The following is a 24,907-nucleotide window of genomic DNA, read 5'->3' on the forward strand; positions in this document are numbered from 1 at the left end:
AAAAAAAACGTCAAAGCAGGCTTTGACGTCGGGGGGGGGCTTAACGCGGCTTGTGAGACTTCACAGGGCCAGGCCGGCGGGGCGTTGTGGGTTTGGGCGCATGGGCCGTGGTGGCGCGTGGCGGCAACCCCGTGTGCTGGGTCAGCAGCTTGCCTTTGGCGGGCGATGAGCTGGTCGCGGGTTTGGCCACCGGCGTGGAATTGCTGCGCCGCGCACTTTGATATCCCCCATCGCTGGCCGGCTGCCACGTCGGGATCAGGTGATGTTTGCCGTTGCCGATCAGGTCGGCGCGGCCCATTTCTTTCAGGGCGTCACGCAACAGCGGCCAGTTGTTCGCGTCGTGGTAGCGCAAGAAGGCTTTGTGCAGGCGGCGGCGGCGTTCGCCCCGCACGATGTCCACCTTCTCGCTCTTGCCCTCCACCCGGCTGATGCCCTTCAGCGTGTTCAAGCCGCTGTGGAACATGGCCGTGGCGGTGGCCATCGGGCTCGGGTAGAAGGTTTGCACCTGGTCGGCGCGGAAGCCGTTGCGCTTCAGCCAGATTGCCAAATTCATCATGTCTTCATCGGTGGTGCCGGGGTGGGCGGCGATGAAGTAGGGGATGAGGAACTGCTGCTTGCCCGCCTCGGCGCTGAACTGGTCGAACATCGCCTTGAAGCGATCGTAGGTGCCGATGCCCGGTTTCATCATCTTCGAGAGCGGCCCGCCCTCGGTGTGCTCTGGTGCGATCTTCAGATAACCGCCGACGTGGTGTGTCACCAGCTCGCGCACGTATTCGGGCGAGAGCACCGCCAAGTCGTACCGTAGGCCGGAGCCGATCAGGATCTTCTTGATGCCCTTCAGCTTGCGCGCACGGCGGTACATGTGGATGAGCGGCCCGTGATCCGTGCGCAAGTTCTGGCACACGCCGGGGTAAACACAAGACGGCTTGCGGCACAGCGCCTCAATTTCGGGCGACTTGCAGCCCAGGCGGTACATGTTGGCCGTCGGGCCGCCCAGGTCGGAGATGACGCCGGTGAAGCCCTTCACCTTGTCGCGGATGGCTTCAATCTCGTGGATCACCGAATCTTCCGAGCGGCTTTGGATGATGCGCCCCTCGTGCTCGGTGATCGAGCAGAAGGTGCAACCGCCAAAGCAACCGCGCATGATGTTCACGCTGAAGCGGATCATTTCCCAGGCGGGAATTTTGGTGGTGCCGTCGTGGCTGCCGGTTTCATCCGCGTAGGCGGGGTGCGGGCCGCGTGCGTAGGGCAGATCGAAGACGTGATCCATCTCCTGCGTGGAGAGCGGCAGCGGCGGCGGGTTGATCCACACGTCGCGCAACGCCGGCCCCTCGCCGTGGCGCTGCACCAGGGCGCGGGCGTTGCCGGGGTTGGTTTCCAGGTGCAGCACGCGGCTGGCGTGGGCGTAGAGGACGGGATCGCTCTTCACCTGCTCGTAGGCCGGCAGGCGGATGACGGTTTGCGCACGCGGCGTCGCCCGAGCCTGCGCAGCGGGCAGCGGTTGGCGGATCAGGCGGATGGGCTGCGTGCCTTCGGGCAGGGTGGACGCTTGCGTCGCGTCCTCGTTGCGGGCACACGAGCTGCCTTGCGCGCCGGCCTGTTCTTCCAACGTCAGATAAGGGTTGAGCAGGGCATCGACCTTGCCGGGTTGATCGACCTCGGTCGAATCGACCTCAAACCAGCCGGCCAGCGCCGGATCGTCCGGTTTGCGCAGGAAGGCCGTGCCGCGCACGTCGGTGATGCTCTCGATGGGCTGGCGCCGCGCCAGACGGTGCGCCACCTCGATGATGGCGCGTTCGGCGTTGCCGTAGAGCAGCATGTCGGCCTTGGCGTCCACCAAGATCGAGCGGCGCACCTTCTCCTGCCAATGATCGTAGTGGGCGATGCGGCGCAAGCTCGCCTCAATGCCACCGATGATGACGGGCACGTCCTTGAACGCCTCGCGGCAGCGCTGGGTGTAAACCAGCGTCGCCCGGTCGGGGCGCTTGCCGGCCACGCCACCGGGCGTGTAAGCGTCATCCGAGCGGATTTTTCGATCCGCCGTGTAATGGTTGATCATCGAATCCATGTTCCCGGCGGCGACGCCGAAGAACAGGTTCGGTTGACCCAGCGCCCGGAACGCATCGGCCGATGACCAATCCGGCTGGGCGATGATGCCCACGCGAAAGCCTTGCGCCTCCAGCGTGCGCCCGATCACCGCCATGCCGAAACTCGGGTGATCGACGTAGGCGTCCCCCGTGACAATGATCACGTCGCACGAATCCCAGCCGAGCTGCTCCATTTCCTTGCGGCTCATGGGCAAGAAGGGCGCAGGGCCGAAGCGCTTGGCCCAGAACGGGCGGTAGGCGGTCAGCGCTTTGGGGCGCTCGGGGGGGGCGATGGCGTGGGTCACGGTGCGGTCTCGCGGCGGAGAAAGAGCAAACCTTCGATTGTCCCAGCTCCGACTGGCCCCGATGCGGGCGGGGCTTCAGGGCTTGAGCCTGTGCCCCAAAAGCTGATCGCGCAACTGCGGATCGACCGAAGCCGGCCCAAACCAAGTGCGCAGGATCATGTCGAAGAATTCCGCATCACCGACCGGCTCGCCCTGTGCCTGTCCAGCGATGTCAAACTGGGTGCCCTTGCCAGGGATGTACACCATGCCGAACGACTCGCCGCGCAGCAGCCGTGAGCGGGCCGAAAAAATCTCGATCAACCGGGTGGTCGAGGGGGTATGACGGCTCATTTGTGCGGCTGAGCAGTTGGCCTGCATGCCGCGAATCAGTAACTGGCCCAAGTCGGTGCCGGTGAGTTCGAGCAGGGCTTCAAACTGGAGTTTTTTAGGCCCGGGCAGGGCCAACAGGGCCGAAGTGGTGTGAACGCGGCGCGGGGTGTACAGCGCCATGTCGTACACCTGCAAGCGGCTGCGGATGCGCACGCCACTGCCGTTGAGCAACAAAGCCGAACCGTTGACTTCCGCCACAGGCGCGAAAGATGGCACCACAGCCGACGCTGCGGGGGGCGCCGCGTGGAGCGGTGGGGCCGCCAGCAGGGCCACAACAACCAGCCATGAGCGCCAGGGCGCGGTCATGGCCAAAAGAGACAGGGGTGGACGTGTGTTCAAGAAGGGCTCCTTGGTCGATGCCAAATTGGAACGCCCGTCCCACGACTTACCGGCCTTTCCGAGCGGACAACGGGGGCTTTCCCCTCACTTGGCCGCGTTGACCATGTACTCGACGGCGGCGGCCACATCGTCATCGCTCAACTTGGGGTTGCCGCCGCGTGCGGGCATGGCGCCCTTGCCGTTCAGGGCGGACTTCAACAAGGCGTCTTTGCCCGTGGCGATGCGCGGGGCCCAGGCGGCTTTGTCGCCGAATTTGGGGGAATTGGCCAGGCCGGGGGCGTGGCACATGGCGCAGTTTTGGTTGTAAACCGTGACACCGTCAGCAGCGTGCGCGTGCGACGCCGCCAACACTAAACCCACAGCCAAAACAGACGAAACAAACAAAGGTGAGCGCATGACCATCTCCTGAAGGGAATGGTTTGCACTTTGCAAAGGGCGTGCCTTCGTGTGTATTGAGGGTATTTGGTGGCGATCAACCACAATTAATGCTGAATAACTCCGGGTAAACCCTTGATTTATTGCGTCAACACAGAGGGGCGTTTGCGATGCTCTGTCACACTGGGGGCGTGAGGGTTGAATCGAGAGTGCGGGAAAACGCCGAGGCTTTTCTAGGGGCTCCACACCGGTGAGAGCGATGAAGATGCAAGCACACAAGATGATGGACTCAGGGGTGAGAGCCCTCGCGGGTGGATGTTGTGGCCTGGTGCTGGCGTGGGCCTGCACCACTGGCGTGGTGGCCGCGCCAGCGCGTGGAGCTTCGCCAGTGACAGGCGTGGTGACGCAAGTGCTGGATGGGCAGACCGTGCTGGTTCAACCCGCTGCACGCGGTGCTGCCGCGTTGAAGGTGCAGCTCCAGGGGGTGGATGCCCCAGAGCCTTGCCAGAGCGGGGCCGCTCAGGCGAAAGACGCACTGGCGCAGCGTGTCGAACGCAAAACCGTGCAGGTGACGTTGGCGTCGTCCTCAGGCGATTCAGCCGGGGTGGTGCGTGGCAAGTTGAGTCTCAAGGGGCAGGATGTCGGAGCTGCCCTGGTGCGCGAAGGCTGGGTCTGGCGCGAAGGCAAACACTACACCCAAGAGGAACGCCAAGCCATGGCCGATAAGCGCGGCGTACATGCGGCGAAGAAAGCCATGTCCCCGGCGGAGTTTCGGCGTCGTTACGGCCCCTGCCATGCTTTTGCACCCGGAGGGGCACGGGCGCCGCAGTCGGCGGCGTCGCGCTCGGAGCCGGAGTGGCTCGATCCGCCGACCGAAGACCGCATCAACAACGGTAGCTCGTTGAGTTACTGACGCCCAAGGGCGTGCCCAGCGGTCAATCGCGCATCAGGGTGCTCTTGCCGAACAGGCTTTCGATCAAATCGACGGCCAGTTCGGCAGTGCGGTTGCGCACGTCCAGCGCGGGGTTGAGTTCGACCACGTCCAGACTGCCCAGGCGACCGGTGTCGGCGATCATCTCCATGCACAACTGGGCTTCCCGGTAGGTGGGGCCACCACGCACGGGGGTGCCCACACCGGGGGCGATGTCCGGATCGAGGAAGTCCACATCGAAGCTGACGTGCAGATGGGTTTGCGCGTCCAACCCGGCCAAGGCTTGGGTCATGGTGTGGCGCATGCCCATTTCGTCGATGTAGCGCATGTCGAACACTTCCAGCCCCGCCGCATGGACGAAGCGTTTTTCCCCAGCATCGACGCTGCGGATGCCAATGGAACGCAACGCGCTCGGCGGCAGTGCCGGATTCAACCCACCCAAATCGGTCAGCGTTGCTGGGCCGTGACCACACAGGCAAGCCACTGGCATGCCGTGCAAGTTGCCGCTGGGGGTGAGTTCGGCGGTGTTGAAATCGGCGTGCGCGTCCAGCCACAAGACGCGCAGCTTGCGCCCCAAAGTCCGGCAATGGCGGGCCACAGCACTGATGGAACCGATGGCCAAACAATGATCCCCGCCCAGCAAAATGGGCAGGCGATCCAGCGCCAGCTCAGCGGCCACCGCAGCATGAACCGCTTGGTTCCAAGCGACCACCTCGGGCAAATGCCGATAACCCGCTTGGGCCGCCTGCCACGGGTTGGCCGGGCCGCTGAGGTTGCCGCGATCGGCCACCGCCACGCCATGGCTGGCCAAGATCGGCCCCAGGTTGGCTACGCGCAGCGCTTCCGGCCCCATGCTGGCGCCGCGTGCGCCGGCACCGATGTCCGTGGGCGCACCGATCAAACTGACACGGTGCATTGGCGGGTCAAATGTCATCGGCATAGTGGCCATGTCCGTTGTGCTCCAGCTCCAATCCGTAGTCGGTGGCCAGCACGCGCCAAGCCTCGTCGGCATCTTCGACGAAGCGGAACAGGTTCACGTCGCTGGCGCTGATCATGCCGGTTTCGACCAGCCAATCGAAGTCGATCAAACGTGTCCAAAACTCGCGTCCGAACAGCAGCACCGGGCGACGGCGGCACTTGCCGGTTTGCATCAGCGTCAGGGCTTCGAACAGCTCGTCCAGCGTGCCAAACCCCCCAGGGAAACACACCAACGCGACCGAGCGCATCAAAAAATGCATCTTGCGCAAGGCGAAATAGTGGAACTGGAAACACAGCTCCGGCGTGATGTACGGGTTGGGCTCTTGCTCATGCGGCAGCACGATGTTCAAACCGATGCTTTTGCCCCCAGCCTCAAACGCGCCCCGGTTGCCCGCTTCCATGATGCCGGGGCCGCCACCGGTACACACGGCAATGGGGGTGCTCAGGCGTTTCGAGCGCTGTGTCAGCAGTTCCGCAAAGCGCTGGGCCTGGGCGTAATAGCGGCTCATGCTGACGTGGGTTTGCGCTCGGGCCACCGCTTGATCGTCCCCTTGGGCTTGGGCCTCGGCCAGTTGGAGGGCAGCGACTTCCGGTGAGGGAATGCGCGCACTGCCAAAAATCACAATGGTGTGTTCGATGCCCTGTGCCTGCTGCACCAACTCAGGTTTGAGCAGTTCGAGTTGCAGGCGGATGGGGCGCAGCTCGTCGCGCAGCAAGAAATCGGCGTCCGCAAACGCGAGCTGGTAGCTGCTGCCTTGACCGCTGTAGCGGGAGGCGGCGGCTGCATGCGCGTCTTCTTGAGCGCTGGGAAAGTTGCGGGCGTTCAGGGGGGGGAGCGGCTTTTTCATGGAACCAGCTTACCTGCAACCGTTCCCCGCGTCACGCTCAGGGATGGTGTTGCGCCCCAGGGCCACACACGGGGCAGTGGGCCTGCGCGGACAGGCGAATTTCATCCCAGCGCATGCTGCGTCCGTCCAGCAATTGCAGCCGCCCGGCCAGCGAGGTGCCCACCTGCGCGAGCAGCTTGATGGCCTCAGCCGCTTGCATGCTGCCGATGATGCCCACCAGAGGCGCGAACACCCCCATGGTGGCGCAGCGCACTTCGTCTGGGGTCGAGTCGGGGGGGAATACGCAGGCGTAGCAGGGCTGGTGGGGCAAGCGCGTGTCGTACACCGTGATCTGGCCGTCGAAACCCACCGCCGCCCCCGACACCAACGGCTTGCCGTGCCGCACGCACGCCGCGTTGATGCGGTGGCGGGTGTCGAAGTTGTCTGAGCAGTCCAGCACCACGTCCACAGTGGGCACATGGGCGTCGAGCCAAGCGGTGTCGGCCCGTTGTTCGCAGGGGGTCACGTCCACATCGGGGTTGATGGCCCGCATGGCTTCGCGGGCCGAGGCCACCTTGGGCTGCCCGACCCGTGCCAGCGTGTGGGCGATTTGGCGTTGCAGGTTGGTCAGATCCACCCGATCATGATCCACCAGTGTGATGCGCCCGACACCCGCCGTGGCCAAATACAGCGCCACCGGCGAGCCCAGCCCCCCCGCTCCGACCACCAGCGCGCGCGAGCGCAGCAGACGCTCTTGGCCCTCAACGCCCAGCTCATTGAGCAAGAGGTGGCGGGCGTAGCGCAGCAGCTCCTCGTCCGTCATGCGGGGCTCACTTGGAAGCGGCGCTGGCGGCGGCTTCGGTGCGATCCGCCTTGGTCTTGCTGCTGATCACCTTCAGACCCTTGAGCTGGTTGAGGGCCTGCGTCAGTTGGAAGTCCTCAGGGCTGCCGTACGTGGGCAGCGGTTTGGGGGCTTCGCCGGTGCGGGCCATTTGATCTTCCAGCTTGCGGCGGGCTTCTTCACGCGCTTGTTCACGCGCTGCATCTTCCGCCGTCGGATTGGCGAGGTGGTTGCTCAGATCGGCCTCGCGGGTGCGCAAAGCGGAGAACACATTGCCCTCGGCGGTTTCATCCAGCCAAATGTCGGGGACGATGCCCTTGGCTTGGATCGAGCGCCCGTTCGGGGTGTAGTAACGCGCCGTGGTGAGTTTGAGGGCGGCGTCCGGGCCGAGTTGCCGCACGGTTTGCACCGATCCCTTGCCAAAGGTTTGGGCGCCCATGACGATGGCGCGTTTGTGGTCTTGCAGCGCCCCTGCGACGATCTCACTGGCCGAAGCCGATCCCTCGTTGACCAGCACCACCAGCGGCACATTCTTCAAGCCAGCGGGCAGGCGCTTGAGCACATCGGGCCCACCGCGCCGGGCGTAGTCGCTCACGGTGGCGCGGAAGGTGGCTTTGGACTCGGGGATCTGGCCATTGGTGCTCACCACGGTCACATCGGCTGGCAAGAACGCCGCCGAGATGGCGATGGCGCCGTCCAGCAGCCCACCGGGGTCGTTGCGCAGATCGAGCACCAAGCCCTTGAGCTGGGGTTCTTGCTTGTAAATTTCTTCGAGTTTGCGCACGAAGTCGTCCACCGTGCGGTCTTGGAACTGCGAGACGCGGATCCAGGCATAACCCGGCTCCATCACCTTGGCCCGCACGCTTTGCACGCGGATTTCTTCGCGGATGATGGTGACGGGCAAACTGCGGTTGTCGCTCTTGCGGAAAATTTGCAGCGTGACTTTGGTGGCCGGCTCGCCGCGCAGGCGTTTGACGGCTTGTTCGATCGTCATGCCTTTGACCGGGGTATCGTCAATTTTGGTGATCAGATCCCCCGAGCGCAGCCCGGCGCGGAAGGCTGGCGAACCCTCAATGGGCGAAACCACCTTGACCAGCCCATCTTCCATGCCGATTTCGATGCCCACGCCGACGAACTTGCCGGTCGTGCCTTCGCGGAATTCCTTGAAGCTCTTTTTGTCGAAGTAGACCGAGTGCGGATCCAAGCCGGACACCATGCCGCTGATGGCGTCATTGATCAGCTTTTTCTCGTCCACCGGCTCCACATATTCGTTTTTGATGAGGCCGAACACCGCCGCGAGCTGCTGCATTTCTTCCAGCGGCAACGGGGTATGAACGTTACGGGCCACCGCCTGAACTTGGATCGTGCCCAAAGCGCCTGCGAGGGCCCCCAGCGTCAGCAGCCCCGCCATCTTCAGTTTGGCACTCATGTGTGTGTATCCCGCCTTCAGTGAGTGTTCGTTCGCGCAAGGGCGGCAGTATAAGAGCCCTGTTGAGCCTGTTGTGGGGGACAAACTCAGTCTTGGGATGCGTTGGCAAAGGTCACCACATGGGCCACGGCAGCCCGCACGCCGATCCATTCCCCGATTTCGTGGTCATGGTGGGACGGCACATGCGCCAGCACCGTTTCTCCGCTGGACAGTCGCAAGGTGTAGAGGAAGGTCGCGCCTCGGAATGCCTTGCGTTCGACGCGGGCCCGGATGGGGGAGGTGTCGTCGTGTACCACGTCATCGGCGCGCAGCAGCACATCGCATTCGTTGCTGGGGCCGGGGAGTAAACAGGCGCTGGCATCGTTGAGCAGCCCCAGGGCGGAGTCCACGCGGGTGCCTTCGGGGGTGTTCACCCATTGGCCCCGGGTGAAGGCCCCGTGGCCGATGAACTGGGCCACAAAACGCGAGGCGGGGCGGTGGTAGAGCGTGTAGGCGTCGTCCCACTGCACCAGCTCGCCCGCGTGCATGACGCCGATTTGATCGCCCAGCGCAAACGCTTCCATTTGGTCGTGGGTGACGAACAGCGCTGTGGCCCCGATTTGTTTGAGGATGGTGCGTACGTCCTGCGCCAGACGCTCGCGCAGATCGATGTCCAAGTTGGAGAACGGTTCGTCCAGCAGCAGCAGCCGGGGTTTGCGCGCCAGTGCCCGAGCCAGCGCCACCCGCTGCTGTTGCCCCCCGGAGAGTTGATGCGGTGCCCGTTGTGCCACGGCCTCCAAACCGACCAGGGTGAGCATCTCATCCACACGTTGCTGCCGTTCGGGACGTGGCAGGTGCTTGAGGCCGAAGGCGATGTTGTCGGTCACGCTCAGGTGGGGGAACAACGCATAGTCTTGAAACACCATGCCGATCCCACGGTGCTCCGGCGGGCGGTGGACGCCGTGTGCGGGGTCGGATAGCACATCGCCTTCGATGCGCAAGACGCCGGCACTGATCGGTTCCAGCCCCGCGATGGCGCGCAGCAGGGACGTTTTGCCACAGCCCGAAGGCCCGATCAGCACCCCAATGCCGCCCGCCTCCAGCGAAAACGACACCGATTGAACAGCCGGCCGGGTGGCCGGGGCGCGGCTGTAAGCCACAGTGATTCGGTCAAGTTGCAGAAACATCGGCCTATGATGGGAAACATTGCAAATGAGGATTGTTCTTGTTTATACAGGAAAGGATGGGCGTGGTGTGGAGTGTGGGACTGATGGCGTTGGCCATCGTGCTGGCGCTGCCAGTGCTGGGGGTGTTGGGTGCGTGGCTGGGGTTGGATGCGCAATCGTGGGGCACCCTGGCGCATCAAGCCCAAACGGTGCTGCCGGAATACGCCGGGCAATCCATGCTGCTGCTGCTGGCGGTGGGGGTGGGGGTGGTGCTGGTCGGCGGGCTGTGCGCTGCGGCGGTGACGCTGTTTGAATTCCCTGGGCGGCGCAGTTTGGAGTGGGCGCTGTTGCTGCCGCTGGCTTTGCCCGCCTATGTGATGGCCTACGCCTACACCGACGCCTTGCAGTACAGCGGGCCGATTCAAATGGCATTGCGCGAGCTGCTCGGCACACGCGGGGCGCTGTGGCCCGACGTGCGCAGTTTGTGGGGGGCGGTGCTGCTGTTCACCCTAAGTCTCTACCCCTATGTGTACCTGTTGGCGCGCACGGCGCTGGGCGAGCGTGCCGCGCCCATGATGGAAGCCGCCCGCTTGTTGGGTGCTTCGCTGCCACGGCGCATCGTGGAAGTGGCCTTGCCCATGGCGCGTCCTGCCCTGGCGGCGGGCACCGCGTTGGCTTTGATGGAAACTTTGGCCGACTATGGGGTGGGGGCTTACTTCGGGTTGACCACGTTCACCACCGGCATCTACCGGGCTTGGTTGGTGATGGAAGATCGCATGGCGGCAGCGCAGTTGGCCAGTGTGTTGCTGCTGGTGGTGGCGTTGCTGTTGTGGGCGGAGCAGCGGGCGCAGTCGAAACTGCGCTTTGCCACGGCCCGCATCGGTGCCGCAGGCGCATTGACGGCCCGGCCTGTGGTGCTACGCGGTGCGGCGCGGTGGCTGGCGTGGCTCATCTGCGGTGGGCCGGTGCTGCTGGGGTTTGTGTTGCCGCTGGCTTGGCTGGGTTGGTTGCTGTGGCAGGAGTTCGAAAACAGTTCGGCGGCGGTGTTTGAGCCTGCCTACTTGGCGAGATTCGGGCAATGGGCGTGGACCAGTTTTCAACTGGCAGGCTTGGCGGCGTTCGCGGGTGTGTTGGTGGCGCTGCTGCTGGGGTTCACTTTGCGCCGGGCTCAAGCCGCCACGGGGGCGACCCAGCGTTGGTTGGGTCGGGGTTTGGCGTGGTCGGCACGGGCGGTGGGGTTGGGTTATGCCGTTCCGGGGGCAGTGGTGGCGGTGGGCATTCTGCTGTGGGCCGGTGCCTTGCAGCGTGCGCTGGAAGGCGTCCCGGTGACCGCCTGGGTCACGGGCACAGTGTTTGGGTTGTGTTACGCCTACTTGGCGCGGTTTTCGTCCGTTGCGCTGCAATCGGTGCAATCGGGTTACGCACGGGTGCCGGTGGCGGTGGACGAATCCGCCCGTCTGCTCGGCGCCAAGCCTTGGCGTTTGTTGACCGCGATCCACCTGCCGTTGCTGGGCCGGTCGGCTTTAGCAGCGGCGTTGCTGGTGTTTGTGGACACCATGAAAGAGCTGCCCGCCACCTTGATGCTGCGCCCGTTCGGCAGTGACACCCTGGCGGTGGTCGCCTACCAATTTGCGCGGGATGAGCGCCTGGCCGAAGCGGCACTGCCGTCGGTGGCGATGGTGGTGGTGGGCTTGGTGCCGGTGATCATATTGTCGCGGGCGCTTCGCTCGACGTGAGTGGCGGGGGCGCACGGTGCGTGGCCGGCACCCCCACGCGCCGGGTTTTGCGGGCCGGCTGGGGGGCACACTGGGCCTCCATGGCATCCAGTGTGTTGAGCAAGGCCCGGCTGGCATCGGCGTAGCCGGTTTTGAACAAGATCCGTGCTTTGTCCAGTTGCCCCCCGAGCCGGAAACTCACCACGTTGGCCGCATGCAGGTGCAGCAGTTTGTGATGTCGGCTCAGTGCGGCGTAGCCTTCAGCGCCCAGTCGTTTCTCGCCCATGGCCCGCAGCCAGTGACCAAAGGCGCACCGGTCATCAAAACAAAGCTCTTCCGGGTGCAGGACATCCGTGGCCCGCCCCGTCAGGCAGGCCACCAAGTGATGGTGCCACTCTCGATGTGCCCGCCGCCCCTGTGCCAACTCGACCGCTGTGAGGGGCCCCGACGACTCACCCTTCACCGCAGACACAGTGGGTGAGGCACGAAGCAAGTGCTGGAGGGGTTTGAACATGATGTCGGAGCCAAGGCGTCGAGTAACAAAAAGTGTAAGTTCTTGTTGCGGCGGGCGGCGCCCCTGAACTTGAAAGATGCCGGGTTCTTGTCCTATTCAAGCAGGGGGGGATAGGTCTGAGGGCAGATCCTCAACACTGGGCACGATGTTGTCGGCGCCGACTTTGGCCTCAAATCCGGCGCGGCGCATCAACCCCATCGGCTGTTCGTTGACGCTGGCCAAAATCAAGGCCACGCCCCGGCGGTGCAGTGCCGTGTGCAGCCCTTCGAGCGCGTCCAGCCCCGAAGTGTCCATGGAGATCAAGCGGGCCATTTCCAGCACCACGGCGCGGGTGCCGTCTTCGACCATGGCGGGCAGGGCTTCGATTTTGCCGACCGCACCGAAAAACAAAGATCCGTACAGTTCAAACACCTGCACGCCCTCGGGCAAATCTTCCTTGGCGTGGGGCGTGACGCGAAACAGCGAACCCATGCGCCAGATGAAGAAACCACACGCGGCGATCAATCCCATTTCAACTGCCACGGTCAGGTCAAACACCACCGTCAGCACAAACGTGCCCACCAGCACGGTGCGGTAGGGCAGCATGAAATGCTTGAGGCGCGCAAACTCACGCCATTCGCCCATGTTCCAAGCCACGAACATGAGGATGCCCGCCAACGCCGCCAGCGGCACATGCAACGCCAGCGGCGCGGCCACCAACACGATCACCAGCAACGTGAACGCATGCACGATGCCGGCCACTGGGGTTCGTCCGCCGGCGCGCACGTTGGTGACGGTGCGGGCAATCGTGCCCGTGGCTGGGATGCCACCAAAAAACGGCGCCACAAAGTTGGCCACGCCTTGGGCCATCAGCTCTTGGTTGGGGTCGTGTTTGGGGATGTCGGCCATGTTGTCCGCCACGCGGGCGCACAGCAGGGATTCGATTGCCCCCAACAGCGCGATGGTCAGGGTGGGCATCAGCAGTTGTTTGGCGGTGGCCCACGTCAGTTCGGGCAATTCGAAAGCGGGCAAAGTCTGGGGAATGCCACCAAACTTGCTACCGATGGTTTGCACCGGCAATTCAAACAATTGGGCCAACGCCGTGGCCAGCACCAGTGCCACCACGGTGCCGGGCACCTGGGCTGCCACACGCACAAACTTTTCTTTCCAACCCATGGGGTGGGCCGGCATGGTGTAACTCTTGGGCCAAATCACCACCAAGGCCAAACAACCCAGCGCCAGCAGGAAGGCCCACAGGTTGAAGCTGTCCAAATGCAGGGCCAACACTTTGAGCTGGGTGAAAAAGTCGGCGGGCAGTTTGTCAATTTCCAGCCCGAGAAAATCTTTCACCTGCGACAGCCCGATCAGCACCGCAATGCCGTTGGTGAAGCCGATGACGATGGACACCGGGATATAACGCACCAAAGCGCCCAACCTCAACCAGCCCATCAGGAACAACAGCACGCCGGCCAGCGAGGTGGAAATCAGCAAATTGGCCAGCCCGTAGCGCTCAACAATGCCGTAAACGATGACGATGAAGGCGCCCGCCGGCCCGCCAATCTGCACGTTGGAGCCGCCCAGCGCGGCAATGAGAAAGCCCGCGATGATGGCGGTGAACAACCCCTGTTCGGGTTTGACCCCGGAAGCGATGGCAAACGCCATCGCCAGCGGCAATGCCACGATGCCAACGGTGATGCCCGCCCCGATGTCGGCCAACAGTTGGGGGCGGCCATAGCCGGTGAGGGTGTCGCTCAGGCGCGGACGAAAGGGGTGGACGCGCAAAAAATCAGGAAGGGCCATGAGATGCTCGCAAACAGGTTTTCGATCGGAAGAAAACGTTGCAAGCCGTCAGGTGGGCCACAGTGATGCAGGCGCGCCATGAAACGCCGCCGACGCGACTGCGGGAAACAGGCCATCGCACTGGAGGGACACGCGAACGGAGGCATCCCCTGATTGTGTGACGCCGCCCCGGGGTGTCACAAGTCGATGTTTCCCGGGGCCTGTCCCAGGAAAGCGTCAGCGCACGCGCATACCGGGTTGTGCGCCGGGGAACGGTTCCAGCACGAAGATGCCGGGGTGCGCCTTCTCGTCGGCATGGCTGGCGGCCAGCACCATGCCTTCGCTCAGGCCAAATTTCATCTTGCGCGGTGCCAGGTTGGCCACCATCACGGTGAGTTTGCCTTCCAGATCGGCGGGTTTGTAAGCGCTCTTGATGCCGGAAAACACGTTGCGCGTCTTGCCTTCGCCCACATCCAGGGTGAGGCGCAGGAGCTTGTCCGAGCCCGGCACTTCTTCGGCCTTGACGATTTTGGCGATGCGCAAATCCACCTTGCTGAAATCATCGATCTTGATTTCGGGCGCCAGCGGCTCACCGCCCGGCACCACTTGGATGGGCGCCGGCGGCTCAAACAGCGCATCCAACAGCTTCGGATCGACGCGTTGCATCAGGTGCTTGTATTCACCGATGACGTGGGCGCCCAGCGCCTGTTCCACATCCGCGAAAGTGAACGGCGACACCTTCAAGAAGGCTTCCACGTTGGCCGCCAGCGCAGGCAGCACCGGCTTCAAGTAGATGGTGAGCACGCGGAAGGCTTCGATGCAGGTGCTGCACACGTCTTGCAGCAGCGCGTCGGCGCCTTCTTTCTTCGCCAGCTCCCAAGGCTTGTTCGCGTCCACGTACTCGTTGACCTTGTCGGCCAGCGCCATGATTTCGCGCAGCGCCTTGCCGTACTCGCGTTCCTCAAACAGTTGTTCGAGGGTGGCGCGGTGGGCACGCAGCGCGTCCAGCAGCGTGTTGCCCTCCACGCCCAGATCGGTGGAGAGCTGGCCGCCAAAGCGCTTGGTGAGGAAGCCCGCTGCACGCGAAGCAATGTTGATGTACTTGCCCACCAAGTCCGAGTTCACGCGGGCGATGAAGTCATCCGGGTTGAAGTCGATGTCTTCCACGCGGCTGTTGAGCTTGGCGGCGATGTAGTAACGCAGCCACTCCGGGTGCATGCCCAGCTCCAAATACTTGAGCGGGCTGATGCCCGTGCCCCGGCTCTTGCTCATCTTCTCGCCGCTGACGGTGATGAAACCGTGGACGTTCACCTTGTCCGGCGTCTTGCGGCCACTGAAGTGCAGCATCGCCGGCCAGAACAGGGTGTGGAAGTAGGTGATGTCCTTGCCGATGAAGTGAACTTGCTCGACGTTCGGGTCGGCAAAAAACGCGTCGTAATCTTGGCCGATCTTGCCGAAGTAGTTCTTCAGCGAAGCCAGGTAGCCAATCGGCGCGTCCAGCCACACATAGAAGTATTTGCCCGGCGCATCGGGGATTTCGATGCCGAAGTAAGGCGCATCGCGGCTGATGTCCCAGTCACCCAGGCCGCCGTTGCCGTCGTCATCCTTGGTGAACCACTCCTTGATTTTGTTCAGCACTTCGGGTTGCAGGCGGCCCGGCGTGCTTGTCCAGCCTTCCAGAAACTCCACGCAACGTGGGTCGGACAGCTTGAAAAAGTAGTGATCCGAAGTCTTCATCACCGGCGTGGCACCGGACAGGGCTGAGTACGGGTTTTTCAGCTCGGTCGGGGCGTAGACGGCGCCGCAGGCATCGCAGTTGTCACCGTACTGGTCTTTGGCGCCGCACTTCGGGCACTCGCCCTTGATGAAACGATCCGGCAGGAACATCCCCTTTTCCGGGTCGAAGAACTGTTCAATCGACTTCACGCTGATCAGCTCGTTCTTGCGCAGGGCGCGGTAGATGTCTTGCGCGAGTTCGTGGTTTTCTGGGCCGTCGGTGGAGTGCCAGTTGTCGAAAGCGATGTGGAAACCGTTCAGGTACTTGGCGCGTCCGGCGGCCACTTCACCCACAAACTGCTGCGGCGTTTTGCCCGCTTTTTCGGCGGCGATCATGATCGGCGCACCGTGCGCGTCGTCAGCGCAGACGAAGTGAACCTGCGCACCCTTCATGCGCTGCGCCCGCACCCAGATGTCGGCCTGGATGTACTCCATCATGTGCCCGACGTGGAAGGGCGCGTTGGCGTAGGGCAGGGCGGTGGTGACGAAAAGTTTGCGGGTCATGGCAGCAGCAGCAAGCTGGAAGCGACAAAGCAGCGGATTTTAGGTGGCGTCGCCGGGCACAATTGGCGCCTTCTGGGTTTCGGGGCGACAGGCGCATGTCCTTACTGCAATTGATGTGGTTGGCCTCACCGGCGTTGCCGGTGGGCGGCTTCAGCTATTCAGAAGGGTTGGAGGCAGCGGTGGAGTTTGGCCATGTGGGCAACGAAGCCCAAGCGCAAACGTGGCTGTTGGCTCAGTTGCGCTTGAGTTTGGGCCGGGCGGACTTGCACATCGTGGCCGAAGCGATGGCCGCTTGGCAACGCCACGACCTGCCCGCCGCCACCGCGCTCAACGACTGGGTGCGCCACACCCGCGAAACCAGCGAGCTGCGCCAACAGACCGAGCAAATGGGCCGTTCGCTCACCGAATGGTTGCGCCAGCGCCAGCCGGACGATGCTCGCGTGGCCCAATTGGCCGCCCTGGCGCCTGCGCCAACGTGGCCGGTGGCTTTTGCCCTGGCTGGTGTGTTCACTGGTGCTTCGGCACGTGACGTGCTTCTGGCGCACGGCTTCGGCTGGGCGGAAAACATGGTGCAAGCGGCGATCAAGGCGGTGCCTTTGGGGCAAAGTGCGGGCCAGCGCATCCTGAGCACCCTGGCCGACGCGCTACCCGCCGTGGTCGATGAAGCGTTGGCTTTGCCGGCGGTACAACGCCAATCGTTTGCGCCGATGCTGGCGATTTTGTCGGCGCAGCATGAGGCCCAATACTCCCGCCTGTTCCGCTCGTGAGCAGGCGCTATTTCAGACGCAACAACGGTTCACCATGACAACACATCGCCCCGCCCAACGCACCAAGAAACTGCCGCCCTTGCGGGTGGGCGTCGGTGGCCCGGTGGGTTCCGGTAAAACCACCCTGGTTGAGATGCTGTGCAAGACGATGCGCGAGAAGTGGGACCTCGTCGTCGTCACCAACGACATTTACACCAAAGAAGACCAGCGCCTGCTGACGGTGGCCGGCGCACTCGACCCCGAGCGCATCATGGGCGTGGAAACCGGCGGCTGCCCGCACACGGCGATCCGTGAAGACGCTTCGATCAATTTGGAAGCGGTTGATCGGATGCTGGAAAAATTCCCCGATGCAGACATCGTGTTCATCGAAAGCGGCGGTGACAACTTGGCAGCGACGTTCAGCCCGGAGTTGTCCGACCTGACGATTTACGTGATCGACGTGGCGGCAGGCGAAAAAATTCCACGCAAGGGCGGGCCGGGCATCACCAAGAGTGATTTGTTTGTGATCAACAAGATCGACTTGGCGCCTCACGTGGGTGCAGACTTGGCGGTGATGGAGGCAGATACCCAACGAATGCGGCCTACCAAACCTTACGTCATGACCAATCTTAAAACGCAGTTGGGGTTGAATCAAGTAATTGAATTCATTGAGAGAAAAGGGTTGTTGATAAAATAATATCAATGGAGAAATTTGGCAAAACTATTATCTATATTGAAATCAAGGAAGAAGTATGAAGCATGACGCAACGCATTTGGTTGTATTAGGTGGTGGGACGTTTGGAACCTCGTTAGGCGCTGCCTTGGCGAAGGCAGGAAACCGGGTCACTTTGATCGTTCGGGATCGGGCGGTTGCGGAGTCGATCAACAGTCGACGGGTGAACGAAAAATACTTGCCGGATGCCAAACTCCCACGCGACTTGAAAGCAGCTTGTGCGTTGGAGGAAGTGTCGACTGCCGGGATGGTATTTTTAGCGGTTCCGTCGCGCAGCATCCTCGAGACTGCTGCTGCGATTCGGCCCATGCTGCAAACTCGAGCGTGTGTCATCAACCTTGCCAAGGGGCTGCATGAAGAAACACTGACTTTGGACCGAGCTTTGGCGAACGAATTGCCAGGGGTGGTGATTGGTTCTCTTTCTCTGAAGGGCCCCAATTTTGCACGCCCGTTGCTGCACGGCGCTCCGACGGGAATGACCTTGGCGTTGAGTGACCTGACACGATCCAAAGAGGTTTTGCAAGTTTTTGAGGGGTCGAACGTCAGTCCCGAAGAGCACTTGGATCTCTCGGGCGTCGAATTTGTTGCGGCGGTGAAAAATGTGTTTGCCGTCATCATGGGCATTTGCGATGCGATCGAAGACAACCCCAATACCCGGTTCATGATTTTGAGCAAAATCATTGCGGAGTGCCATCGTCTGCTGATTCACTTCGGCTTTGATCCCAGTGTCATGTTCACGTACGCGGGGCTGGGCGACATGCTCATGACGTCGCTCAACGACACAAGCCGCAACCGAACACTGGGATTATTGATCGGAAGAGGTTTCAATTTTGTGACACAAGGTGCCGGGCCTGTCACCGAGGGCAAGAAGGCGACACGTTTGCTCACCCAACACACCATCGCGACCGCAGGGCACTTCCCCCTAATTCATGGTTTGAATGAGATTTTTGAGGGTCAAAAAAGCCCGCAGGAATATTTCAAGAGTTTGGCCAAGGGCTGATTAAGACACTAAGACACGCTGACTGATAATTACGAGGTTTGTATGAAGAAAGTCATCACGTATGGAACATTTGATCTGTTGCATCATGGGCACGTCAATTTGTTGAAGCGTGCGCGTGACTTGGGTGACCACCTGACGGTTGCGCTGTCCACAGATGAGTTTAATGCGTTAAAAGGCAAAAAGTGCTTCCATAGTTTTGCTGAAAGAGCCCACGTTTTGGCTGCGATTCGGTATGTCGATGAAGTCATCCCGGAGGAAAACTGGGAACAGAAGTTGAGCGACGTTCAAAATAATCGCATTGACGTTTTTGTGATTGGGGATGATTGGGCGGGGCAGTTTGATTTTTTAAAAGAAGTGTGGTATCTTCCGAGAACTCCTGGGATATCAACCACTCAGATTAAGGCGGGTTTGAAAGGTTGATGGTGTGAATTTTGGTGATTTTAAAACCACCATGAAAAGCGCACCGTAACGTGTGTCGTGATGAGCGGTGCAATGCAAAGCTTATCGGCGGGTATACTTGGATGCCTGGTTTGCAAGATGCCACCAAAATTTAAAATCACTGCAAAATGCGCATGATCAGCATGAAGCCAGCTGAGTTGGGTTGTGTTGTAATGCGGTTACAAGCGTCATAACGAAAGAACAAATGAAGCCTTTTATCTTTGGATCGCACGACGGGACTGAGATCATTTTCCTTTTCACTCCTCGGTTGGTTGATTCGGTTATGTTTCAGCTCCGGGTTCCCGGTTCTCTGACTGTGGGGCATGTTGAAGCCTTCTGTGAAGGGGTGTGGGTTGCCCTGGATGATGCAGTTATTGATGCGGTTGTTTTGTCCAGCGAGCGTCGTGCACCACAAGAGTGGTTGACGGCGAAGGGCAATCGATTTTTGGTGACCAAGCGCGAAAAGAAACCATTCGCTGAGCTCAAGTTTAAAAAGGCAATGAATCTGTCGGGTCTTCGGATCTGCAATCGTTCGGATGGGGCTTGGTCTAACTCGTGTTATCTCAGTGTTGGTGTTGCTAATAGGGGAGAGGCTTCGAAAGCAGCATTATTCTCTAACGGCTCAGGAGATTTTCTTCAGGACTATGAAGCATGGCTATATCGCAGCGCTCTTCAAGAGAGCCCGAATGAACAAATTTCGCAGCTGATCGAGGCGTTCCGCGAGAAATGGCTAATGGCGCTGGATGCGCATGAGAAGGCTGAGAAACCAGGCGCTGATCTGTTGTGGGAGCATTCTGCGGTCGACCGTCTGGTAGGTAATGCTGCGCAGGTACCGTGTGCAATTTCGGCGACTCAACTCGTGAGCTGGGTTAGATACCTGTTGTCCATCGCGCTTCAGCTCAAGATGTTGGGGGCCTCAGGGCGAGATCTGATTGTTTTTGAATTCTTACTCCGCTGTTTGGCGCTTGATGCCAAGACTGCTTTTGGAAGGTTAAAGTTCAGTCCCATCGATCAGCTGGATAATGTTCTTTATGATTCGATCAATCAAGCACTGCTGCGGCCCGAAATTGTGAATCAACGGGGCGCGTTGGTGATGCTTGGGCATGGTGTGTTCGCTCGGAACGAACGTCCCTCGGATCAAGCGCTGCTGGAATGCACGCAGGTGATCGCTGACGATCTTGCAGCGCTGCCTGGAACCGATTTGTATTTGTCGTACGGCGCTTTATTGGGGATCGTCCGAGATGGGAGGTTGCTGCCGCACGATGATGATGTTGATCTGCTTTTTGTTGCATCAAGCAGAGAATCACTCGTGAACCAAATTGATCTTTTGGTGGGGCGAATTAAGTCGTTGGGCTTTAAAGTATCGCGCCGGATGACGAATGGCTCAGATTTGCCATTTTTGATTTGTACGGCAGGTGCCAAGCATGTCGATGTCTTCCTTGGCTGGCGAGATTCGAGCAGCGGTCAGGTATATTTGCCAATGGCAGGGGTTCGATATGGGGCAGTTCCCGATGTTTTTTTCCAAACTCCCCAAAAACTGCATATGGAAAACTGCAATCTTCCCATTCCAACGGATCCGATTGGGTTTTTGATGGCTCGATATGGTGAAGGCTGGTCTACGCCAGATCCACTTTTTAGGTTGCGTGAGGGGCACCGATCGATAGCGCTTTAGGATGAGAAATCGCACGGATAATCGTTAAAAATCAAGCAACGTCGCGTTTCTTTTTCGTTGGCTGGCGCTGCATGACCACTTGCAGCGGTTCGGTTTCTTGTCGGGGAGGCAATCACGTTGGAGTTGTTGCCTTGAAAGAGCGTCTTGTCATTCACATTGGAATTGAAAAAACCGGGACAACAAGTCTTCAGCATTACTTGTACCTGAATGAGGCTCGGTTGGCTTCTCGCGGCATTGGGTTGCTGCGATGCGTGGGTGTCCCTAACAATCGATTGTTGGCGCACTATGCGAGTTTTCGTGATCGTGAACGCTTGCCTGTTCCTTGGTGCAGTGAGAATATTCCGGCTGGTGTGGCGTGGTATGACCTCATGCGCCAGCGTGTGAGAGCGGAGATTGATGCTTTTCCGGAGTCGATCCAAACAGTGGTGGTCAGCTCCGAGCATTTACATTCGCGTTTACGCTCTTGTCATTTTCAGAAGACGACTGCACCAACTGACGGGGCGTGACGCCAAGTGTGCAGGCCACTCCTGACGGCGTAATATCAGAAGTCATCCGCACCGATCTCGACTATGCTCAATACTCGTGTGCACCAAAGCGAGGTGAGCATGGCGACCGATACCACACCGATTACCGAGCACGGCGTTGCCACCCTGCCAGATCAGGCATGGGAGCGTGCGCGCCGTCGCGCGGAGATCATCGGGCCGCTGGCACAGTCGGAGACGGTAGGGCATGAAGCGGCCGACGCGGCAGCCCAGGTACTGGGTCTGTCCCGGCGGCAGGTCTACATCCTGATCCGCCGTGCCCGGCAAGGCTCGGGGCTGGTCACTGACCTGGTTCTTGGGCAGTCGAGCGGCGGCAAAGGTAAGGGCCGCTTGCCGGAGCCGATCGAACGCATCATCCGCGACCTGCTGCAAAAGCGGTTTCTGACCAAACAGAAGCGCAGCCTGGCGGCGTTCCACCGCGAGGTCGCGCAGGCTTGCAAAGCGCAGAAGCTGCGGGTGCCGGCGCGCAACACTGTGGCGTTGCGGATCGCCGGCCTCGATCCGCGCAAAGTCACTCGCCGCCGGGAAGGCCAGGATGCGTCCCGAGACCTCCAAGGTGCCGGCGGCGTGCCTCCCGCCGTGACTGCGCCGCTTGAGCAGGTGCAGATCGACCACACGGTCATCGACCTGATCGTGGTGGACGAGCGCGACCGGCAACCGATCGGCCGTCCGTACCTCACCATCGCCATCGACGTGTTCACCCGCTGTGTGCTCGGCATGGTGGTCACGTTGGAAGCGCCGTCCGCCGTCTCGGTCGGCCTTTGCCTCGCGCATGTCGCCTGCGACAAGCGCCCTTGGCTGGAAGGGTTGGACGTGGAAATGGACTGGCCGATGAGCGGCAAGCCCATGTTGCTCTACCTGGACAACGCGGCCGAATTCAAGAGCGAGGCCCTGCGCCGGGGCTGCGAGCAGCATGGCATCCGGCTGGACTATCGTCCGCTCGGGCAGCCGCACTACGGTGGCATCGTGGAGCGGATCATCGGCACGGCGATGCAGATGATCCACGACGAACTGCCTGGAACGACCTTCTCCAATCCCGACCAACGCGGGGAGTACGACTCCGAGAAGATGGCCGCCCTGACACTGCGCGAGCTGGAGCGCTGGCTCGCACTGGCAGTCGGCACCTATCACGGCTCCGTGCACAACGGCCTGCTTCAGCCGCCGGCCGCGCGCTGGGCCGAGGCTGTGGCGCGCATCGGTGTGCCAGCAGTCGTTACCCGCGCCACGGCTTTCCTGGTCGATTTTCTGCCCATCCTCCGCCGCACGCTGACCCGCACCGGCTTCGTCATCGACCACATCCACTACTACGCCGACGCGCTCAAACCTTGGATCGCACGGCGCGACCGCCAGCCCTCTTTCCTGATCCGGCGCGACCCGCGCGACATCAGCCGTATCTGGGTGCTGGAACCGGAGGGTCAGCACTACCTGGAAATCCCCTACCGTACCTTGTCGCACCCGGCTGTCACCCTCTGGGAGCAACGCCAAGCATTGGCGAAATTGCGGCAGCCAAGGGCGCGAACAGGTGGATGAGTCGGTGCTGTTCCGCATGATCGGCCCAGATGCGCGAGATCGTGACCACCGCGCAGAAGGCCACACGCAAGGCTCGGCGTGACGCGGATCGTCGGCAACACCTCAAAGCATCCGCTCGGCCGGACAAGCCCGTTCCGCCGGGAACGGACATTACCGACCCGCAGGCCGACAACCTGCCGCCGGCCAAACCGTTCGACCAGATCGAGGAGTGGTAGCCGTGGACGAATATCCCATTATCGACCTGTCTCACCTGCTGCCGGCGGCGCAGGGTCTGGCCCGTCTGCCAGCGGACGAGCGCGTGCAGCGTATCCGCGCCGACCGCTGGATTGGCTACCCCCGCGCGGTCGAAGCGTTGAACAGGCTGGAAACGCTGTATGCGTGGCCGAACAAACAACGCATGCCCAACTTGCTGCTGGTTGGCCCGACCAACAACGGCAAGTCGATGATCATCGAAAAGTTCCGGCGCACGCATCCGGCCAGTTCTGACGCCGACCAGGAACACATCCCGGTGCTGGTCGTGCAGATGCCGTCCGAACCGTCGGTGATGCGCTTCTATGTCGCGCTGCTCGCCGCGATGGGTGCGCCACTGCGTCCGCGCCCACGGTTGCCGGAAATGGAGCAACTGGCGCTGGCACTGCTTCGCAAGGTCGGGGTGCGCATGCTGGTCATCGACGAGCTGCACAACGTCCTGGCCGGCAACAGCGTCAACCGTCGGGAATTTCTCAACCTGCTGCGTTTCCTCGGCAACGAGTTGCGCATCCCGCTGGTCGGGGTCGGCACGCGCGACGCCTACCTGGCGATCCGTTCGGATGACCAGTTGGAAAACCGCTTCGAGCCGATGATGCTGCCGGTGTGGGAGGACAACGACGATTGCTGTTCGCTGCTGGCCAGCTTCGCCGCCTCGCTCCCGCTGCGGCGATCCTCGCCGATTGCCACGGCGGACATGGCCCGTTACCTGCTCGCGGCGCAGCGAGGGCACCATCGGCGAGCTGGCGCACCTGCTGATGGCGGCGGCCATTGCCGCCGTGGAGAGCGGCGAGGAAGCGATCAACCACCGCACGCTCAGCATGGCCGATTACACCGGCCCCAGCGAGCGGCGACGCCAGTTCGAGCGGGAATTGATGTGAAGCCGGCACCACGCTGGCCGCTGCATCCCGCCCCGAAAGAAGGCGAGGCGCTGTCCTCATGGCTCAACCGCGTGGCCCTTTGCTATCACATGGAGGTGCCCGACCTACTGGAGCACGATCTTGGTCACGGCCACGTCGATGACCTAGACACCGTGCCACCACTCTCGCTGCTGGCGATGCTTTCCCAACGGAGCGGCATCGAGCTGGACCGGCTGCGCAGTATGAGCTTCGCCGGCTGGGTGCCTTGGCTACTGGACAGCCTTGATGATCAGATTCCAGACGCATTGGAAACCTATGCGTTTCAGCTCTCGGTGCTGCTGCCAAGACTCCGCCGTAAGACGCGATCCATCACGAGCTGGCGTGCCTGGCTCCCCAGCCAGCCGATACACCGCGCCTGTCCGCTCTGCCTGAACGATCCGGAGAACCAAGCCGTACTGCTCGTGTGGAAGCTGCCCCTGATGCTGAGCTGCCCGCTGCATGGCTGCTGGCTGGAATCCTATTGGGGCGTGCCAGGGCGTTTTCTCGGCTGGGAGAATGCCGATGCCGCCCCACGCACCGCCAGCGACCCGATTGCGGCGATGGACCGGCGCACCTGGCAGGCGCTGACCATGGGGTATGTGGAGCTGCCGCGCCGGCGCATCCACGCCGGATTGTGGTTTCGGCTGCTACGCACGCTGCTCGATGAGCTGAACACCCCACTTTCCGCGTGTGGAACCTGCGCGGGGTATCTCCGCCAAGTCTGGGAAAGCTGCGGGCATCCGCTGCGTGCTGGGCAAAGTCTGTGGCGACCGTATGAAACCCTGAACCCGGCAGTACGATTGCAGATGCTGGAGGCGGCGGCAACGGCAATCAACTTGATTGAGGTGAGGGACATAAGCCCGCCAGGCGAGCAGGCAAAGCTATTCTGGTCCGAGCCCCAAACCGGGTTCACCAGCGGCCTACCGACGAAAGCGCCGAAGCCAGAACCCATCAATCACTGGCAGCGTGCAGTCCAGGCCATCGACGAGGCCATCATTGAAGCGCGGCACAACCCCGAGACGGCACGCTCGCTGTTCGCGTTGGCTTCCTATGGTCGGCGCGACCCGGCTTCCTTGGAACAGTTGCGCGCCACCTTCGCGGAGGAAGGCATCCCTCCGGAATTTCTGTCACATTATGAGCCTGATGAACCCTTTGCATGTCTTAGACAAAATTACGGGTTAAGTGACAAATTTTGACGGCCAGAGCTT

Annotated in this window: 22 protein-coding genes; 11 read left to right on the forward strand and 11 right to left on the reverse strand. The window is 61.6% G+C overall.

Annotation, left to right across the window (positions count from 1 at the left end):
- Positions 1-40: 40 nt before the first annotated feature.
- The 3 genes from VITFI_RS08565 to VITFI_RS08575 all read right to left on the reverse strand — a co-directional run bounded on the left by VITFI_RS08565 (position 41) and on the right by VITFI_RS08575 (position 3,496).
- Positions 41-2,392 (reverse strand): YgiQ family radical SAM protein, encoded by a 2,352-nt coding sequence (locus VITFI_RS08565; protein WP_089416591.1) that lies wholly within the window; start codon positions 2,390-2,392, stop codon positions 41-43.
- Positions 2,393-2,467: 75 nt separating this feature from the next.
- A complete protein-coding gene (locus VITFI_RS08570) occupies positions 2,468-3,100 on the reverse strand; it encodes a chalcone isomerase family protein (RefSeq protein ID WP_157725616.1) in 633 nt (210 codons plus the stop codon).
- 84 nt (positions 3,101-3,184) lie between these two features.
- Positions 3,185-3,496 (reverse strand): c-type cytochrome, encoded by a 312-nt coding sequence (locus VITFI_RS08575; protein ID WP_089416593.1) that lies wholly within the window; start codon positions 3,494-3,496, stop codon positions 3,185-3,187.
- A gap of 238 nt (positions 3,497-3,734) precedes the next feature.
- Between VITFI_RS08575 and VITFI_RS08580 the strand changes: the two genes are divergently transcribed.
- Positions 3,735-4,388 carry a thermonuclease family protein gene (locus tag VITFI_RS08580; protein ID WP_089416594.1) on the forward strand — a complete coding sequence of 218 codons (654 nt, stop codon included), beginning with the start codon at positions 3,735-3,737 and terminating at the stop codon, positions 4,386-4,388.
- 22 nt (positions 4,389-4,410) lie between these two features.
- On the opposite strand, the gene rocF is transcribed toward VITFI_RS08580, so the two are convergent.
- From rocF to VITFI_RS08605, 5 genes are all read right to left on the reverse strand, one after another.
- Positions 4,411-5,355, reverse strand: a complete 945-nt coding sequence (gene rocF / locus VITFI_RS08585) for an arginase (protein ID WP_198301377.1) — start codon at positions 5,353-5,355, stop codon at positions 4,411-4,413.
- Positions 5,330-6,232 carry an LOG family protein gene (locus VITFI_RS08590; RefSeq protein WP_089416596.1) on the reverse strand — a complete coding sequence of 301 codons (903 nt, stop codon included), beginning with the start codon at positions 6,230-6,232 and terminating at the stop codon, positions 5,330-5,332. The genes rocF and VITFI_RS08590 overlap by 26 nt, the downstream gene beginning before the upstream one ends.
- Before the next feature lie 37 nt (positions 6,233-6,269).
- A complete protein-coding gene (locus VITFI_RS08595) occupies positions 6,270-7,034 on the reverse strand; it encodes a HesA/MoeB/ThiF family protein (protein WP_089416597.1) in 765 nt (254 codons plus the stop codon).
- Positions 7,035-7,041: 7 nt separating this feature from the next.
- Positions 7,042-8,481, reverse strand: coding sequence for a S41 family peptidase (locus VITFI_RS08600; RefSeq protein ID WP_089416598.1), 1,440 nt, complete (start codon positions 8,479-8,481; stop codon positions 7,042-7,044).
- An 86-nt stretch (positions 8,482-8,567) separates the two neighbouring features.
- Entirely contained in the window at positions 8,568-9,647 is a 1,080-nt protein-coding gene (locus VITFI_RS08605) for an ABC transporter ATP-binding protein (RefSeq protein ID WP_089416599.1), read from the reverse strand.
- Between the two features lie 83 nt (positions 9,648-9,730).
- On the opposite strand from VITFI_RS08605, the gene VITFI_RS08610 reads away from it, so the two are divergent.
- The gene (locus tag VITFI_RS08610; protein WP_198301378.1) at positions 9,731-11,362 is read left to right on the forward strand and encodes an ABC transporter permease; all 1,632 of its coding nucleotides are present in this window, start codon (positions 9,731-9,733) and stop codon (positions 11,360-11,362) included.
- On the opposite strand, the gene VITFI_RS08615 is transcribed toward VITFI_RS08610, so the two are convergent.
- The 3 genes from VITFI_RS08615 to metG form a co-directional block, all read right to left on the reverse strand.
- Positions 11,331-11,855: a CZB domain-containing protein gene (locus VITFI_RS08615; RefSeq protein WP_089416601.1), complete on the reverse strand. Its 525-nt coding sequence runs from the start codon at positions 11,853-11,855 to the stop codon at positions 11,331-11,333. The genes VITFI_RS08610 and VITFI_RS08615 overlap by 32 nt on opposite strands.
- A 96-nt stretch (positions 11,856-11,951) precedes the next feature.
- Entirely contained in the window at positions 11,952-13,634 is a 1,683-nt protein-coding gene (locus tag VITFI_RS08620; RefSeq protein ID WP_089416602.1) for a SulP family inorganic anion transporter, read from the reverse strand.
- 216 nt (positions 13,635-13,850) lie between these two features.
- Positions 13,851-15,893 (reverse strand): methionine--tRNA ligase, encoded by a 2,043-nt coding sequence (metG, locus tag VITFI_RS08625; protein ID WP_089416603.1) that lies wholly within the window; start codon positions 15,891-15,893, stop codon positions 13,851-13,853.
- A gap of 95 nt (positions 15,894-15,988) precedes the next feature.
- Between metG and VITFI_RS08630 the strand changes: the two genes are divergently transcribed.
- From VITFI_RS08630 to VITFI_RS18990, 9 genes are all read left to right on the forward strand, one after another.
- Positions 15,989-16,660: an urease accessory protein UreF gene (locus tag VITFI_RS08630; protein ID WP_089416604.1), complete on the forward strand. Its 672-nt coding sequence runs from the start codon at positions 15,989-15,991 to the stop codon at positions 16,658-16,660.
- A 34-nt stretch (positions 16,661-16,694) separates the two neighbouring features.
- Entirely contained in the window at positions 16,695-17,336 is a 642-nt protein-coding gene (gene ureG / locus VITFI_RS08635; RefSeq protein ID WP_089416605.1) for an urease accessory protein UreG, read from the forward strand.
- A gap of 55 nt (positions 17,337-17,391) precedes the next feature.
- On the forward strand, positions 17,392-18,372 hold the full coding sequence (locus VITFI_RS08640) for an NAD(P)H-dependent glycerol-3-phosphate dehydrogenase (protein ID WP_089416606.1): 981 nt from the start codon (positions 17,392-17,394) through the stop codon (positions 18,370-18,372).
- Positions 18,373-18,414: 42 nt separating this feature from the next.
- Complete coding sequence (gene tagD / locus VITFI_RS08645; protein ID WP_089416607.1) at positions 18,415-18,792, forward strand: glycerol-3-phosphate cytidylyltransferase; 378 nt, start codon at positions 18,415-18,417, stop codon at positions 18,790-18,792.
- A 223-nt stretch (positions 18,793-19,015) separates the two neighbouring features.
- A complete protein-coding gene (locus tag VITFI_RS08650) occupies positions 19,016-20,482 on the forward strand; it encodes a LicD family protein (protein ID WP_089416608.1) in 1,467 nt (488 codons plus the stop codon).
- A gap of 131 nt (positions 20,483-20,613) precedes the next feature.
- The gene (locus tag VITFI_RS17900; RefSeq protein WP_157725617.1) at positions 20,614-20,988 is read left to right on the forward strand and encodes a hypothetical protein; all 375 of its coding nucleotides are present in this window, start codon (positions 20,614-20,616) and stop codon (positions 20,986-20,988) included.
- A gap of 99 nt (positions 20,989-21,087) precedes the next feature.
- Complete coding sequence (locus VITFI_RS08655) at positions 21,088-22,554, forward strand: transposase (RefSeq protein ID WP_456300714.1); 1,467 nt, start codon at positions 21,088-21,090, stop codon at positions 22,552-22,554.
- Between the two features lie 29 nt (positions 22,555-22,583).
- Positions 22,584-22,769 (forward strand): hypothetical protein, encoded by a 186-nt coding sequence (locus VITFI_RS18985; protein ID WP_456300715.1) that lies wholly within the window; start codon positions 22,584-22,586, stop codon positions 22,767-22,769.
- Between the two features lie 2 nt (positions 22,770-22,771).
- Positions 22,772-24,895, forward strand: coding sequence for a TniB family NTP-binding protein (locus VITFI_RS18990; protein WP_456300716.1), 2,124 nt, complete (start codon positions 22,772-22,774; stop codon positions 24,893-24,895).
- The last annotated feature ends 12 nt before the right edge of the window (positions 24,896-24,907 follow it).

It is taken from the genome of Vitreoscilla filiformis, assembly GCF_002222655.1.
In the GTDB taxonomy this organism is placed as follows: domain Bacteria; phylum Pseudomonadota; class Gammaproteobacteria; order Burkholderiales; family Burkholderiaceae_C; genus Ideonella; species Ideonella filiformis.

Excerpts from the sequence above, each read along its gene's own strand:
- VITFI_RS08575 (WP_089416593.1), bottom strand. The coding sequence starts at position 3,496 with ATGCGCTCACCTTTGTTTGTTTCGTCTGTTTTGGCTGTGGGTTTAGTG.
- VITFI_RS08580 (WP_089416594.1), top strand. The coding sequence starts at position 3,735 with ATGAAGATGCAAGCACACAAGATGATGGACTCAGGGGTGAGAGCCCTC.
- rocF (WP_198301377.1), bottom strand. The coding sequence starts at position 5,355 with ATGGCCACTATGCCGATGACATTTGACCCGCCAATGCACCGTGTCAGT.
- VITFI_RS08590 (WP_089416596.1), bottom strand. The coding sequence starts at position 6,232 with ATGAAAAAGCCGCTCCCCCCCCTGAACGCCCGCAACTTTCCCAGCGCT.
- VITFI_RS08595 (WP_089416597.1), bottom strand. The coding sequence starts at position 7,034 with ATGACGGACGAGGAGCTGCTGCGCTACGCCCGCCACCTCTTGCTCAAT.
- VITFI_RS08600 (WP_089416598.1), bottom strand. The coding sequence starts at position 8,481 with ATGAGTGCCAAACTGAAGATGGCGGGGCTGCTGACGCTGGGGGCCCTC.
- VITFI_RS08605 (WP_089416599.1), bottom strand. The coding sequence starts at position 9,647 with ATGTTTCTGCAACTTGACCGAATCACTGTGGCTTACAGCCGCGCCCCG.
- VITFI_RS08610 (WP_198301378.1), top strand. The coding sequence starts at position 9,731 with ATGGCGTTGGCCATCGTGCTGGCGCTGCCAGTGCTGGGGGTGTTGGGT.
- VITFI_RS08615 (WP_089416601.1), bottom strand. The coding sequence starts at position 11,855 with ATGTTCAAACCCCTCCAGCACTTGCTTCGTGCCTCACCCACTGTGTCT.
- VITFI_RS08620 (WP_089416602.1), bottom strand. The coding sequence starts at position 13,634 with ATGGCCCTTCCTGATTTTTTGCGCGTCCACCCCTTTCGTCCGCGCCTG.
- metG (WP_089416603.1), bottom strand. The coding sequence starts at position 15,893 with ATGACCCGCAAACTTTTCGTCACCACCGCCCTGCCCTACGCCAACGCG.
- VITFI_RS08630 (WP_089416604.1), top strand. The coding sequence starts at position 15,989 with ATGTCCTTACTGCAATTGATGTGGTTGGCCTCACCGGCGTTGCCGGTG.
- ureG (WP_089416605.1), top strand. The coding sequence starts at position 16,695 with ATGACAACACATCGCCCCGCCCAACGCACCAAGAAACTGCCGCCCTTG.
- VITFI_RS08640 (WP_089416606.1), top strand. The coding sequence starts at position 17,392 with ATGAAGCATGACGCAACGCATTTGGTTGTATTAGGTGGTGGGACGTTT.
- tagD (WP_089416607.1), top strand. The coding sequence starts at position 18,415 with ATGAAGAAAGTCATCACGTATGGAACATTTGATCTGTTGCATCATGGG.
- VITFI_RS08650 (WP_089416608.1), top strand. The coding sequence starts at position 19,016 with ATGAAGCCTTTTATCTTTGGATCGCACGACGGGACTGAGATCATTTTC.
- VITFI_RS08655 (WP_456300714.1), top strand. The coding sequence starts at position 21,088 with ATGGCGACCGATACCACACCGATTACCGAGCACGGCGTTGCCACCCTG.
- VITFI_RS18985 (WP_456300715.1), top strand. The coding sequence starts at position 22,584 with ATGCGCGAGATCGTGACCACCGCGCAGAAGGCCACACGCAAGGCTCGG.